The organism is Brevundimonas sp. TWP1-3 (assembly GCF_049896085.1).
Lineage (GTDB): Bacteria > Pseudomonadota > Alphaproteobacteria > Caulobacterales > Caulobacteraceae > Brevundimonas.
The window spans coordinates 67,190-80,192 of the sequence record NZ_JAFCTP010000001.1; the positions used below are offsets into that span (position 1 = coordinate 67,190).

Annotated in this window: 11 protein-coding genes and 2 tRNA genes; 5 read left to right on the top strand and 8 right to left on the bottom strand. The window is 66.9% G+C overall.

The genetic code is table 11. The annotated features are described in order from the left end of the window. Positions 1 to 38 precede the first annotated feature (38 nt). Positions 39 to 1,124, top strand: coding sequence for a PA0069 family radical SAM protein (locus ACP693_RS00375; RefSeq protein ID WP_426016269.1), 1,086 nt, complete (start codon positions 39 to 41; stop codon positions 1,122 to 1,124). A gap of 43 nt (positions 1,125 to 1,167) precedes the next feature. After that, positions 1,168 to 2,010: an alpha/beta hydrolase family protein gene (locus ACP693_RS00380; RefSeq protein WP_426016267.1), complete on the top strand. Its 843-nt coding sequence runs from the start codon at positions 1,168 to 1,170 to the stop codon at positions 2,008 to 2,010. Here ACP693_RS00380 and ACP693_RS00385 read toward each other — a convergent pair. Then, positions 2,007 to 2,414, bottom strand: a complete 408-nt coding sequence (locus ACP693_RS00385) for a hypothetical protein (RefSeq protein ID WP_426016265.1) — start codon at positions 2,412 to 2,414, stop codon at positions 2,007 to 2,009. The genes ACP693_RS00380 and ACP693_RS00385 overlap by 4 nt on opposite strands. A gap of 2 nt (positions 2,415 to 2,416) precedes the next feature. Continuing rightward, positions 2,417 to 3,661: a class I SAM-dependent RNA methyltransferase gene (locus tag ACP693_RS00390; RefSeq protein ID WP_426016263.1), complete on the bottom strand. Its 1,245-nt coding sequence runs from the start codon at positions 3,659 to 3,661 to the stop codon at positions 2,417 to 2,419. A 205-nt stretch (positions 3,662 to 3,866) separates the two neighbouring features. On the opposite strand from ACP693_RS00390, the gene ACP693_RS00395 reads away from it, so the two are divergent. Next, positions 3,867 to 4,538, top strand: coding sequence for a glycine zipper 2TM domain-containing protein (locus tag ACP693_RS00395; protein ID WP_426016261.1), 672 nt, complete (start codon positions 3,867 to 3,869; stop codon positions 4,536 to 4,538). A 137-nt stretch (positions 4,539 to 4,675) separates the two neighbouring features. Here ACP693_RS00395 and ACP693_RS00400 read toward each other — a convergent pair whose 3' ends face one another. The 5 genes from ACP693_RS00400 to ACP693_RS00420 form a co-directional block, all read right to left on the bottom strand. Beyond that, the gene (locus ACP693_RS00400) at positions 4,676 to 5,407 is read right to left on the bottom strand and encodes a TlyA family RNA methyltransferase (protein WP_426016259.1); all 732 of its coding nucleotides are present in this window, start codon (positions 5,405 to 5,407) and stop codon (positions 4,676 to 4,678) included. 151 nt (positions 5,408 to 5,558) lie between these two features. Then, entirely contained in the window at positions 5,559 to 8,405 is a 2,847-nt protein-coding gene (locus tag ACP693_RS00405) for a valine--tRNA ligase (protein ID WP_426016258.1), read from the bottom strand. Positions 8,406 to 8,522: 117 nt separating this feature from the next. Beyond that, a complete protein-coding gene (locus tag ACP693_RS00410; RefSeq protein WP_426016256.1) occupies positions 8,523 to 9,131 on the bottom strand; it encodes a DUF2497 domain-containing protein in 609 nt (202 codons plus the stop codon). A 164-nt stretch (positions 9,132 to 9,295) separates the two neighbouring features. After that, complete coding sequence (locus ACP693_RS00415; RefSeq protein WP_426016255.1) at positions 9,296 to 10,831, bottom strand: TolC family outer membrane protein; 1,536 nt, start codon at positions 10,829 to 10,831, stop codon at positions 9,296 to 9,298. 140 nt (positions 10,832 to 10,971) lie between these two features. Then, the gene (locus ACP693_RS00420) at positions 10,972 to 11,619 is read right to left on the bottom strand and encodes a protein-L-isoaspartate O-methyltransferase family protein (RefSeq protein WP_426016253.1); all 648 of its coding nucleotides are present in this window, start codon (positions 11,617 to 11,619) and stop codon (positions 10,972 to 10,974) included. Between the two features lie 117 nt (positions 11,620 to 11,736). On the opposite strand from ACP693_RS00420, the gene ACP693_RS00425 reads away from it, so the two are divergent. Next, positions 11,737 to 11,810, top strand: a tRNA-Cys gene (locus tag ACP693_RS00425). 48 nt (positions 11,811 to 11,858) lie between these two features. On the opposite strand, the gene ACP693_RS00430 is transcribed toward ACP693_RS00425, so the two are convergent. Further along, positions 11,859 to 12,692 carry a TrmH family RNA methyltransferase gene (locus tag ACP693_RS00430; protein WP_426016251.1) on the bottom strand — a complete coding sequence of 278 codons (834 nt, stop codon included), beginning with the start codon at positions 12,690 to 12,692 and terminating at the stop codon, positions 11,859 to 11,861. 42 nt (positions 12,693 to 12,734) lie between these two features. On the opposite strand from ACP693_RS00430, the gene ACP693_RS00435 reads away from it, so the two are divergent. Next, positions 12,735 to 12,809 (top strand) — tRNA-Asn (locus tag ACP693_RS00435). Positions 12,810 to 13,003 lie beyond the last annotated feature (194 nt).

Sequence of the window (13,003 nt, forward strand, 5' to 3'; positions counted from 1 at the left end):
TCTTGCTTTGTTCCAGATGATGTCGCATCGTCCTTCCCATGGAAACCGCCAAGGGAAGAGGGGCGCGTTCGAATGCGACCGGCCGCTACGAGCCTGAACAGCATCAGTCGTTCGACGACGGCTGGACGCGCGACGACGCCGAGACCGCGCCGCTGCGCACCACCCTCACCCCGGAGCATGCCCGCACCATCATCGCCCGGAACGACAGCCCAGACATCGGATTCGACCGCTCCATCAACCCTTACAAAGGTTGCGAACATGGCTGCATCTACTGTTACGCCCGTCCGTCCCATGCCTGGATGGGCCTATCCCCGGGCCTGGATTTCGAGAGCCGGATCTTCTTCAAGCCCCAAGCCGCAAGTCTGCTGGAACAGGCGTTCCTCGCCCCCCGATACCGGTGCAAACGCATCCACATAGGCGGCAACACCGACCCCTATCAGCCGGTGGAGCGAGATCTGAAATCGACGCGCTCGATCCTGGAGGTCATGCAACGCTTCAACCACCCGTTCAGCATCATCACCAAGTCGGTGCTGATCGGGCGCGACGCAGACATCCTGGGGCCGATGGGCAAGGCAGGGCTGGCCTCGGCCTTCGTCTCCATCACCACGCTGGATCGGGGTCTGGCCCGCGCGATGGAGCCCCGCGCCTCCACCCCGGCCAAACGGCTGGAGGCCATCAGCCGCCTGGCGGATGCGGGCTGTCCCGTCGGCGTCGGCTTTGCGCCCGTCATCCCCGGCCTCAACGACCACGAACTGGAATCCATCCTCGAAGCCGCCGCAAAGGCCGGGGCGACGCGGGCCATGTATGTGACGCTTCGCCTGCCGCTGGAAATCAAGGACCTGTTCCGCGAATGGCTGGCCGACGCCCGGCCGGACCGCGCGGCGCGCGTCATGTCGCTGATCCGCCAGACGCGTGGCGGCAAGGATTACGACGCCGACTGGTCCCAGCGCATGAAGGGAACCGGCCCGGTGGCCGAACTGATCGGCGCGCGGTTCAAGGCCGCCGTCAAACGCTACGGCCTCGACACGCCGCACCGCCTGCTGGACGAAACCCAGTTCCGCGTGCCCGCCGACGCTCGGCCGCAGATGGATCTTTTCGAACTGCCCCTCGATAAGATTGCTTGAACCTACACCTTCAGGTTAGCGTCGCGCATCCTTGGGGGATTTCATGATCAAGCGTCTGTCTGCGGCCGTCGCCGCCCTGTGTCTGTCCGGCGTCCTGGCCGGCTGCATGACCGTCAGCGTGCCCGAGGGACAGTTCTTCTATCCTGACGCGCGCGTGAAGGCCGAGAAGATCGACCTAACGCCCGGTCGCGCCATTCCCGGGGCCGAAACCCTGTCCCTGCAATATCCTGGAGGCGCGGTCGCCGCCACGCGGGTGCGGACAGGTCGCACAGACGCACCGCTGATCCTCTACTGCGGCGGCAATCTCTTCCGGCGCGGCGTCAGCGGCGCGCAGGTGGCGACCGAACTTGCGCCATTCGGCGACGTGCTGATGTTCGACTATCCCGGCTCGGGCGACACGCCTGGACAGGCGAACTTCGCGACCTACAGGTCGGCAGGCGAGGTCATTGCGGCGACCGCTCGCACACAGGCCGACGCCGAGGGCCGTAAACTGATCGCCTGGGGGCATTCCCTGGGCGGTCCGATCTGCGCCGAGGCCGCGCGCGTCATACGCGCTGACTCCCTTGTTCTTGAGGCGACGACGCCCACCGCCCGCGACGCCGTGAACGAGATGATCGGCCTGTGGCGGCCTCTGGTCCGTGTCCAGTTGGCCGATGCCTTGGCGACCGTGGACGTGCCGGCGACGCTGGAAGGCTATCCGGGTAAAGTCGTGGTGCTGGAAGCCGGTCGCGACGAGACCCTGCCGCCAGCGCTCAGCCGAAAACTGGCTCAGGATCTTGAAGCGCGCGGCGTCGATGTCGAGCGTCTGGTGTTCCCCCGCGCGGACCATGGCGACATCCCGGCGCAGCCGGACTTCGTCGCCCGCGTCGCCGCAGCGCTGGGTTAGTCGTCCGCCGCAGACGGATCGATGGCGCGGGTGACCAGGTCGCGCCAGGTCGGATCGGTATCATCGACCAGATCGACATCCTCCATCAGGGCCACCGCCCCCTCGCCGTCCGGCAGGATCAGGCCAAGAATCTCCATCTCCTCGCCGTCAGGGCCGAGGTGGCTTTCGGCCTGCACGGCCACCGCCGCCTGCTCGCCGTCCTCCTCCCACCAGATCACCGGCTGGGGCAGGTCCATGACGATCGGGCGGGGATCGTCCGTGTCGCCCAGGGCGAAAACGGCCCGGCGCGCCTGCACATCGTCCAGGGTCCCCACGGCGCCGACGAACGGCTTCAGCCGCGTCCAGTCCTCGGCGTCGAAACCGCCCCCATCCTCAACAAAGCCTTCGTCGTTCTGATCGTCCATGGTCATCGCCTGAACACCCCCACCAGTTCGACATGCGACGACCACAGGAACTGGTCGATCGGCGTGACAGTCTCCAGCCGAAACCCGGCGTCGATCAACACGCGGGCGTCGCGGGCGAAGGTCTGGGGATTGCACGACACCCCGACGACGACCGAGGCCTTCGTATCCGCGATCTGCGTCGTCTGGTCGATGGCCCCGGCGCGCGGTGGGTCGAACACAATGGCGTCGCACCCTTTGAGATCATACGGATTGAGCGGTCGGCGGAACAGGTCGCGCGCCTCGGCGGTGATGGCCTTCAGGCCCTTGGCCGAACCGACGGCGGCCTTCAGCGCGTCGATGCCTGGCTTGGAGGCGTCCGCCGCGATCACGGGCGCCACGGTCGCCAAAGGGAAGGTGAAGGCGCCCGCGCCGCAGAACAGGTCGGCGATCTTCTTGGCCCCCTTCACCGCCGCTACCGCGCGCGAGGTCATTGCGTCTTCCGCCTGGGGCACGGCCTGCAGAAAACCGCCGGCCGGCAGGGAGACCGTCGCCGGGCCGAACGCCACCTTGGGCTGGCGCACCATGACCAGGGTGTCGCCCGCCAGGCTGAGCCGCGCCAGATCGGCCCGATGCGCCGCTTGGATGGCCTTCCACTGAGCATCGGCCGACAGCCCGCCGCCCGAGCGCCGCTCGACCCCCGTCACATCGACGTCCAGCCCCGACAGGGTCCAGGTGACATGCAGGGTCGGCGCGGATTTGGGATGTTCGAAAAAGGCCGCAGCCAACTCGACCAGCGCCGGAATGGCCGCCACGATCCGGGGATCGGCGACGGGACAGGCCCGCACCTCGACCAGCCGCCACGAGCGACGCGCCTTGAACCCCAGCACCACCCGCCCGTCCTGCGTCCGACGGGCATGCAGCGCCACGCGGCGACGGCTTCCGGGCGGCGTCGCCACGGTCGCCTCGATCTCGGTTTCGATACTCTCGCGCGCCAGCGTCAGCCGAACCTGCTCGCGCTTCCAGTCCAGATACGGCCCCTCGGACCAGTGCTGAAGCGAACACCCGCCGCAGTCGCCATACTGCGGCGACACCGGTGCGATCCGGTCGGGGCTGGGGGTGACGATCTCGACCTGGTCCAACCGGCCGTCCACGACCACGCCGCGCACCGTTTCGCCGGGCAGGGTCAGGCTGGCGAAGACTGGCCCCGACGGCGTCTGGGCGACGCCGTCGCCCTGGCCGCCGACGCGGTCGATCGTGAAGATGTCCATCGGCGGGCTTCTAGCCGTGCGTACCCCGCCGCTCAACCCACGCGGCGTTTTGCGGACGTTATAGCGGGCGCGGCGAACATGAACGAATATGAACGAACCGATCAATTGCCGTTCAGCTTCGCGGTCGTAAATCTCTCTGCAACGAGACACGAGGCTTTGCCGTTAACGATTGACGGAAACCGTTCGGTCCTCAGAGGTTTGGAAAATGCGTCTCACCAAAACATCGCTCGCCGCCGTCGCCGCCTTGGCGCTCGGCGTCACCGCCGCCCCGCTCACGGCGTCGGCGCAAGTCTATTACGGCAACGGCTACAGCCAGAACTACGGCACCGGCGCGTATGCTCCGTACTACAACTACGGGCGCGGCTATCAGCAGTCCTACGACCCCTGCGCGCGTGAACGCCAGGGTCGCACCGGCGCCGGCGCAGTGATCGGCGGCGGCGCGGGCGCGGTTATCGGCTCGCAATTGGCGGCGCGCGGTCGTCGAACCGAAGGCAGCATCCTGGGCGGCGTCCTCGGCGCCGTGGTCGGGTCGCAGGTCGGCCGCTCCAGCTCGGACGCCTGCCGCAGCTATCAGAACAACTATGGCCAGAGCAGCTATGGGTCGAATGGCTACTACGCCCAGGGCTACAGCCAGCCCAGCTACTACGACGATCGCTACACCGGCGATCAGGGCTATCGTTACGAGGATCGTCGCGACGACTATGCCTACAGCAGTGGCGGCTACTACGACGACCGCTCGCGCCCGGTCGAGTCCTATCAGAATTCAGACGGATGCCGTCTGGCCGAAAGCCAGGTCCGTCTGCCCGATGGTCGCACGGACACTCGATATGTCCGCACCTGCCCCGACCAGTACGGCCGCTATCGCGTCGTCGATTAATTTTCAGCCCCCCTGTCGATCGACGGCGTGACGGAGCCGCCGGAGGAGCAATCCTCCGGCGGTTTCTCTTTATTTTGGGGCTATCGCGCTTCGCGCGACTTGAGCCCGTGTTTGAGGGCTACCGGCAGCAAGCCTGTTTAGCCCGGCTTTTTTGCCCACAACAGGAACTCGACATTGCCGTCGCCGCCGGTAATGGGGCTCTCGGTCGTCGCCTGCACGGTCCAGCTCATCGCCTCCAGCCAGTCCCGCACACGTTCGACGGCCGCCGCGTGGGCGGCGGTATCCTTGACCACGCCCTTCTTGCCGCCGCCGGGACCGTCGGCCTCGAACTGCGGCTTGACCAGGGTGATCAGGTCCGCCGCCGGCGCCGCCATATCCAGAGCGGCGGGCAGCACCTTGATCAGGCTGATGAAACTGGCGTCGCACACGATCAGCGACGGCCTTTCCGGGATCAGATCCGGCGTCAGGTCGCGCGCGTCGGTTCGCTCCAGGCTGACCACACGCGGATCGGCCGCGACCCGCTCGTGCATCTGGCCGAAGCCGACATCGACGGCGAACACCTGGGCCGCGCCGCGATCCAGACAGACCTCGGTGAATCCGCCGGTCGAGGCGCCGACGTCCAGCACCACCCTGCCCTCGACCACGACAGGCCAGACGGTCAGGGCGTGATCCAGTTTCAACGCCCCCCGTCCGACCCAACGGTGGGCGGGCTGAGCCTGAAGTGTGGCATCGTCAGTGAACTGCTCCGAAGGCTTTCGCACGGCTACGCCGTTGGCGGCCACCAGCCCCGCCTCGATCGCCGCGCGCGCCTGCGAACGACTTTCAAACAGCCCGCGCGCGACCAAAAGCTGATCGATCCGCGTCCTCACGCCCTTCTCCCCCGAGGGGAGAAGGTGGCTCGCGGAGCGAGACGGATGAGGGGGCTGCCACACTCGGACCGAACATCAACGAGGGGATCAGGCTGAACCAACCCCCTCATCCGGCCCTGCGGGCCACCTTCTCCCCCGAGGGGAGAAGGGCTCACAGCGACGCCAACCGCGTCAGCGCCGCCTGCAGCTTGACCTTGCCGGCTTCGGCCTCGGCCAGTTTGGCCCGCTGCTCGTCCACGACTTCCGGCGCGGCCCGCGACACGAAGTTGGGATTGCCCAGCTTCTTGTTGAAATGACCTATGTCGCTGTCGAAGGCGGCGATTTCCTTTTCCAGACGCGCCCGTTCGGCGGTCAGGTCGATGATGCCGGCTAACGAAAGCGCGACCGTCGATCCGCCCGAAACGAAGGTCACCGCGCCCGTTGGCGCGGCCTCCGCCGATCCGACCTCGGACACCCGGCCCAGGGTCAGGATCAGGTCGCGGTGGCGTGCGATACGCTCGGCGGTCACGGCGTCGGGAGCGACAAAGGCCAGCGGCGGCTTGGCCGATACCGGTACGTTCATTTCGGCGCGCAGGCCCCGGATTTCCCCAACCAGATCGACCAGCCAGCCGATCTCGGCCTCGGCTGAGGCGTCGATGAAGGCGTCCGGCAGCACCGGCCATTCAGCGCCGATCAGCAGGCCGTCGCGTGCCGGCCCCTCCTTGCCCAGTTCGGCCCACAGCTCCTCGGTGATGAAGGGCATGACCGGGTGCAAAAGCTTCAGCGTCTGGTCCAGGGTCCAGGCGGTCATGGCCCGCGTCTCGGCCTTGGCGGCCTCATCGGCGCCGTTGAACACCGGCTTGGCCAGTTCCAGATACCAGTCGCAGAAGACGTTCCAGACGAACCGGTACAGCGCGCCCGCTGCATCGTCGAACCGCCCGCCCTCGATGGCCTCGGACACGGCGCGCTCGGCCTTGGTCAGTTCACCGCGGATCCAGCGGTTGATCGTCTGTTCGACCGTCGCGGCATCAAAGCCCTCGCCCCGCCGCGCCTCGTTCATCTGGCTGAACCTGGCGGCGTTCCACAGCTTGGTGCCGAAGTTGCGGTATCCTTCGATGCGCTGCTTCGATAGCTTGATGTCGCGCGTGCCCGACAGGATGGCCATGGTGAACCGCAGCGGATCGGCGCCCAGTTCGTCGATGATGCTTAAGGGATCGATGACGTTCCCCTTGGACTTGCTCATCTTCTGGCCCTTCTCGTCGCGGACCAGGCCGTTGATGATGACCCGTTTGAACGGAACCTCGCCCATGAAGTGCTGGCCCATCATCATCATCCGGGCGACCCAGAAGAAGATGATGTCCGCCGCCGTTACTAGGTCGCTGGTCGGATAGAACCGCTCCAGATCCTCGGTCTTCTCGGGCCAGCCCATGGTCGAGAAGGGCCACAGGGCCGAGCTGAACCAGGTGTCGAGGACGTCCTCGTCTTGCTTCAGACGCACGGCCTTGTACGGATAGTTTTCGCTGTCATCGGCTGGCCGTGCGGGTTCGTGCCCCACTTCATCACTGACGGTAGCTGGGCAGCCGTAGAATGCCTCTGCTTGCGCGATGGCATCAGCCTCATCCATCGCAACAAAAATGCGCTGCGGGCCATAAGCCCATTTGCCGTTGTCACCTGCTTCGGGACCAAACCAAGCCGGGATGCGGTGGCCCCACCACAGCTGGCGGCTGATGCACCAGGGCTCGATATTGCGCAGCCATTCGAAATAGATCTTCTCGTACGACTTCGGCTCGAACACCGTGTCGCCCTGCTCCACCGCCTTCAGCGCCGGTTGGGCCAGGACTTTGGCGTCGACGTACCACTGGTCCGTCAGCCAAGGCTCGATGACCACGCCGGAACGGTCGCCGTGCGGGACGACGTGCTTGGTCTTCTCGATCTCGCGTAGCCAGCCGTCCTCCTCGGCGCGCGCGACGATGGCCTTGCGCGCGGCGAAGCGGTCCATGCCGACGTATTCAACGGGAACGTCGGTCGTATCGTCTACCGTGATGCGACCAAAGGCGTCGAGAATGTTCAGCGACGGCAAACCCGCCCGCTTGCCGACCCCGAAATCATTGAAGTCATGCGCCGGCGTGATCTTCACCGCGCCCGAGCCCTTGGTCGGATCGGCGTAGTCGTCGGCGACGATGGGGATGCGACGGCCGACGATGGGCAGGGTCACGAACTTGCCGACCAGGCCCGCATACCGCTCATCTTCGGGGTGAACCGCAACGCCGGTGTCGCCCAGCATGGTCTCCGGCCGGGTCGTCGCCACGACGATGAAGTCGCGCGTCTCCCATTCCGTCGCCTTGCCGTCCTCGTTGAAGGCGACGGGGTGTTCGTAGGTCACGCCGTCGGCCAGCGGATAGGAGAAATGCCAATAGGCGCCCTCGACCTCGCGCTGCTCGACCTCCAGGTCCGAAATGGCGGTCTGGAAATGCGGATCCCAGTTCACCAGCCGCTTGTCGCGATAGATCAGGCCTTCCTTGTGCAGTTGCACGAAGACCTTGCGCACGGCGGCGTTCAACCCCTCGTCCAGGGTGAACCGCTCGCGCGACCAGTCGCAGGAGGCCCCAAGGCGACGCAGTTGCTGGACGATGGCGCCGCCGCTCTCGGCCTTCCATTCCCACACCTTCTCGATGAAGGCGTCGCGGCCCATGTCGCGGCGACCGACGTTGCCGGCGGCGGCCAGCTGACGCTCGACCACCATCTGGGTGGCGATGCCGGCGTGGTCCGTGCCCGGCAGCCACAGCACCGCCTTGCCCTTCATCCGGTGATAGCGGGCCAGGATGTCCTGCAGCGTATTGTTCAGCGCATGGCCGACGTGCAGGCTGCCGGTCACGTTCGGCGGCGGAATAACGATCGAATAGGCGTCGGCGGCGCCGTCAGTCGCGGCGGCGGCGCGCGGCGCGAACAGGCCGCTCTCTTCCCACTGGGCGTACAGACGGGGCTCGGCGGCCTGGGGTTCGAAGGTCTTCTCAAGCATGGGACTTCTTTGATCGTTGTCGTGCGGCGCAAGCGGCGCGGCCGCACGGGGCCTCGAATGACAAAGGGCGGCCCCAGCAGGAGCCGCCCTTCGATTAGTCTGCGGTGAAGCGAAGGGCTAGGCGCTGCGCGCGATGCGTTCGACTTCCTTTTGTACGGCCGCCTGGACGATGCCGGGCAGATTGTTGTCCAGCCAGTCCTTCAGCAACGGGCGCAGCATCTCTGCGACCATGGCCTCGACCGTGTTGCCGCTGACGAAGGGCAGGTCGCCCGACGCGGCCTGCGTCGGCTCCGGCTTCTTGAAAGAGGCGGCCAGACCGGCGAACGCCGAGGCGGCGCTGGCGGCGGCGCTGTCGCCGACCAGGGTGTCATAGGAGGGCGCAGGCTCGGGCGCCGATTCGGCATAGAGCGGCGCGGGTTCCGGCTCGGGCTGATACGGTTCGGGCGTGTGCTCGACCACGTCTAGGTCGCCGATGGTTTCGGCCGGCGCTTCGTAGCGGTCCGTCAGTTCCAGCACGTCGTCCTCGACGGCTGCGGGTTCCGGCGTCGGCTCTACGGGTGCGGCGAAGATGGTCTCGGCCGCCAGCGGCTCCGGCACAGGTTCAGGCGTGGCTTCAGGCGCAGCTGCGGCGGGCGTCTCGGCCGGAGCGTCATCTTCGGAGATGATCCGGCGAATCGACGCCAGGATCTCTTCCATGGTCGGTTCCTGGGCGGACTGATCGGTCATGGCGCAACCTTGGGCGAGGCCTGGGAAGAAGTTGGCTTACGGACTAGGCCGCTCGCCGCGAAAGCGTCAGGCGCCGAACGACGGATCGTTGGGCGCCTATGCCCTGTCGTCGCATCTTCGCCCGTCGGAATCAACGGGCGGTTTCAGTCCGTATTCGGCGGCCGTCAGTTCTGCGGCGCGGTGCGGACGACCTCGCCTTTCAACTGCGTGTCGATCGGCGCATCGGCGGCGTCGGCGGCGGCGACGATCGGCGGCGAGGCCACGCGGTCCAGCGTCTCGATCACGCCATCCCACGGCAGGCCGCCGCGCCCCTTGACCTGATCGTAGTTGGTCGCGGGATCATAGGCGTCGAGGGTCGGGTTCAGCGCGGGGCCCTCCAGCTGCCCCATGGCGGCCAGCAGCGAGGCGCGGGCCACATATTCCGCAGCGCGCGCGCTGGCCACCAGGGTCTGCGAGTTCCGCAGGGCCAGTTCCTGGTTCAGCACGTCCAGCGTGGTGCGCAGACCGACCTGGGCCTCCTGGCGCACGCCCTCGGCGGCGACCGAAGCGGCGCGAACCGCCTCGCTGCCTGCCGACACCGTGGCGCGGGTGGACAGCACCTGGGCGTAGGCCGAGCTGACGTCCTGAAGCACCGTGCGGCGCTCGCCTTCGATGGAAATCTGAGCCGCATTGGCGCGCTCGAGCGCCTGCGCAACGCGCGAACGGTTCAGACCGCCGGTGAACAGCGGCACCGACAGGGTGGCGCCGGCGGTGAAGCTGCGACGGTCCGCCAGTTCACCCAGATCGCCCAGATCGTTGGTCGAGCCGCCATAGGAAGCGGTGGCGCGAACAGACGGCAGATATTCCGAGCGGGCGGCGGCGACGGCCGCCTCTGCGCCTTGCAGCGTATAGGTGGCGGCCAGCACGCCGGGATTCCGCTGAAGCGCGGTCTCGATGGCGACGTCGAAGTCGGTGGGCACGGCCGGCAGGGCCGGCGCGGCTTCCAGATCGCTAGGCGACTGGCCCACGACGGCGGCATAGGCGGCGCGCGACGTGGACAGCTGGGCCTGGGCGTTGGCCAGATCGGCTTCGGACTGCGCCTGCGACGCCTCGGCCTGGGCCACATCGGTGCGGGTGATCTCGCCGACCTCGAAGCGGGCGCTGGTCTCTTCTAGCTGACGCTGCAGGACGGTCAGGTTTTCCTGGCGGATACGCAGGATTTCCATGTCGCGGGTCACGTTCACATAGGCCTGGATCACCGACAGCATGACCGACTGTTCGATCTCGCGCAGGTTTTCGCGGCCGGCCAGGACGCTGGCGCGGGCCTGATCGATGGCGCGCGAGGTGCGGCCCGCGGTCCAGATATTCTGGCTCAGGCTGACGCCCACATTCGCGCCGTCGGTTTCCGACGAAGACGACGAGACCTGGGTGTCCGGCACGCCGTCGCCGTTGGTGTCCACAAACTGGGTCACGGTGGGGAAGTCGCTGCGGGTGTAATCCACGCCCGCCGAGGCGCTGACGGTCGGGCGCAGGCCGGAGCGGGCCTGGACCACCGTCTCATCCAGCGCGCGCTGGTTGGCGCGTTGGGCCAACAGGTTGGGATTGGTCCGATAGGCCAAGGCGATGGCGTCCTGCAGCGTCTCTGCCCAGGCAGGCGCACCCAGTCCGGTCATCACGGCGACCACTGCGGCCGAAGCCAGCACACGCGAGCGTTTCAACATTGTCCGTCCTTGCCTGACGCCCCGAGGAACGCCCGAATGTTTTCTCAAGCGTAACTGCGGCCTGACCGAACCACACGCCAGTTAAGTTTTCTTCACGGTTGCGAACGGGATTTCCGTCGCAACCGCGCGTCTCTTGTTTCTTACAGCGCGAAAGTGGGCGCCGGCGTCAGCTCGGCAAGGACCGACGGCGACGAATCGAACAGCTCGCGGCGCGACAGGCCTTCGCGTGTCTGCACATACAGGGCCGCCTTGCCGATGGCGCCGCGACGCTCGACCACCACGATACGGCCGCCGGGACGCAGGGCCGCGCCCCACGATTCGGGCAGGCTCTGCACGCCGCCTTCGGAAATGATCAGGTCCCAGCCTTCACCGGCCGGTTGGGCCAGCGGCGCGACGACCGTCGTCACGCCCTCGGCCGCCAGGGCCTCGCCGACCACGGCGAAGACGGCGTCGTCCGATTCCTGGGCGGTGACGCTCACGCCCATGCGCGCCAGTACAGCGGCGGCGTAGGGGGCGGCGATGGCCAGGGCCTTCTCGCCTGCCCGCGCATCGGCGGCCTGCAGCAGTTTGGCGATGTCGCGGGCGGGCATCAGGCGACGCTCGCCGGCGATGACCACCGATTCTTCGGAATAGGCGGCGAAGGCGCGATCGGACGCGCAGTACGATTCACGCGGTACGGCCATCATGGCCAGGTGAATGGCGCGATCGGTCACGTCGTTCACCCGCACCTGCGAGTCGACCATAGCCTTGCGCTCTGCGGTGAAATCCATCTGTAGGGCAGCCTTCAACGATAATCCGGGAGGAAAACTCGCGCGCTTATAGGTCCGTGCGTTGCAGCGGACAATCCGATCTGATAGCGAACGCCCCTCGCGATGACCGCCCCCGAGAAATCGGGGACCAAAAGCGGCCTGATGGCGGAGTGGTGACGCAGAGGACTGCAAATCCTTGCACCCGGGTTCGATTCCCGGTCAGGCCTCCATCGCGACGATACGGACGAAGGCCGCCCCTCGGGGCGGCCTTCGCGTTTTCAGCGCCCCGCCAGCGCCGTCGTCGTCAGGTGATGCAGGACCACCGCGCTGGTCGCGGCGACGTTCAGCGAATCGAACCCGCCCGCCATGGCGATGCCGATGGGCCGGCAGCGGTCGATCAGAGTTCGGGGCAGACCCGGCCCCTCTGACCCCAGCACCAGCGCGACCGGCCCCGTCCGTCGATAATCCGACAGGCGCTCCGTCGCCGACGGCGTCATGGCCAGCACCTCGATGCTCGCCTGTTGCAGCGCGTCCACGATGACCTCGGCCTCTGCGACGGCGAACGGCGTGCGCAGCACGGCCCCGACCGAGACGCGAATGGCCTTGCGGTAGAAGGGATCGCAGCAGGTCGCATCCAGCAGCATGGCCTTTGCCCCGAAGGCGGCGGCGTTCCGGAACAGACCGCCCATATTGTCGTGATTGCCGATGCCGCTGGCGACGACGAACACGTCCTGATGCCTCACATCCGCCAGCAGTTCGGCCAGCGACGGCGGCGCAGGTTTTTCGCCCAGGGCCAATATGCCCCGGTGCAGCTCGAATCCGGCGATGCGGTCCAGCACAGGCTGTCGCGCCACATAGACCGGCGTCGCAGGCGGCAGGGCCTGGATCACATCCGTCAGAGCCGCCACCCTCTTCTCGGCCAGCAGCAGCGACAACGGCCGACAGCGCGAAGCCGCCGACGCCAGCCCACGCACCACCACCTCCCCCTCGGCGATGAACAGGCCCTGGCGGCCCGTCAGATCGCGTTCACGGATGTCTCGATAGGCCGCAACACGCGGGTCTTCGGGATCGTCGATAATTATCGGGTCGATTTGCTCAATTTCCCATTGCAAGATCAGAACAGGCGCTGCTATAGGCCCGCCTCCCGAGCATGTTCCGCGGTAGCTCAGTGGTAGAGCAGCCGACTGTTAATCGGCTGGTCGTAGGTTCGAATCCTACCCGCGGAGCCACTCGGGAGTAAAGGCCGCCATTCTTACAGGCCTTTGACCTAAGCCCCTCCCCGACAAAGCAATATTCGCCAGGCATAGCCCGCCGGGCTGCTTGCCGTCGTCAGACCGCATGACCGCTATCAAGCGCCGCCGCGCCGTGGTGTCGCTTTGACGCGTCGCTTTCCAGTTCGTAGGTGAGAGGCGATCAGAACCTT

Excerpts from the sequence above, each read along its gene's own strand:
- ACP693_RS00375 (WP_426016269.1), top strand. The coding sequence starts at position 39 with ATGGAAACCGCCAAGGGAAGAGGGGCGCGTTCGAATGCGACCGGCCGC.
- ACP693_RS00380 (WP_426016267.1), top strand. The coding sequence starts at position 1,168 with ATGATCAAGCGTCTGTCTGCGGCCGTCGCCGCCCTGTGTCTGTCCGGC.
- ACP693_RS00385 (WP_426016265.1), bottom strand. The coding sequence starts at position 2,414 with ATGGACGATCAGAACGACGAAGGCTTTGTTGAGGATGGGGGCGGTTTC.
- ACP693_RS00390 (WP_426016263.1), bottom strand. The coding sequence starts at position 3,661 with ATGGACATCTTCACGATCGACCGCGTCGGCGGCCAGGGCGACGGCGTC.
- ACP693_RS00395 (WP_426016261.1), top strand. The coding sequence starts at position 3,867 with ATGCGTCTCACCAAAACATCGCTCGCCGCCGTCGCCGCCTTGGCGCTC.
- ACP693_RS00405 (WP_426016258.1), bottom strand. The coding sequence starts at position 8,405 with ATGCTTGAGAAGACCTTCGAACCCCAGGCCGCCGAGCCCCGTCTGTAC.
- ACP693_RS00410 (WP_426016256.1), bottom strand. The coding sequence starts at position 9,131 with ATGACCGATCAGTCCGCCCAGGAACCGACCATGGAAGAGATCCTGGCG.
- ACP693_RS00415 (WP_426016255.1), bottom strand. The coding sequence starts at position 10,831 with ATGTTGAAACGCTCGCGTGTGCTGGCTTCGGCCGCAGTGGTCGCCGTG.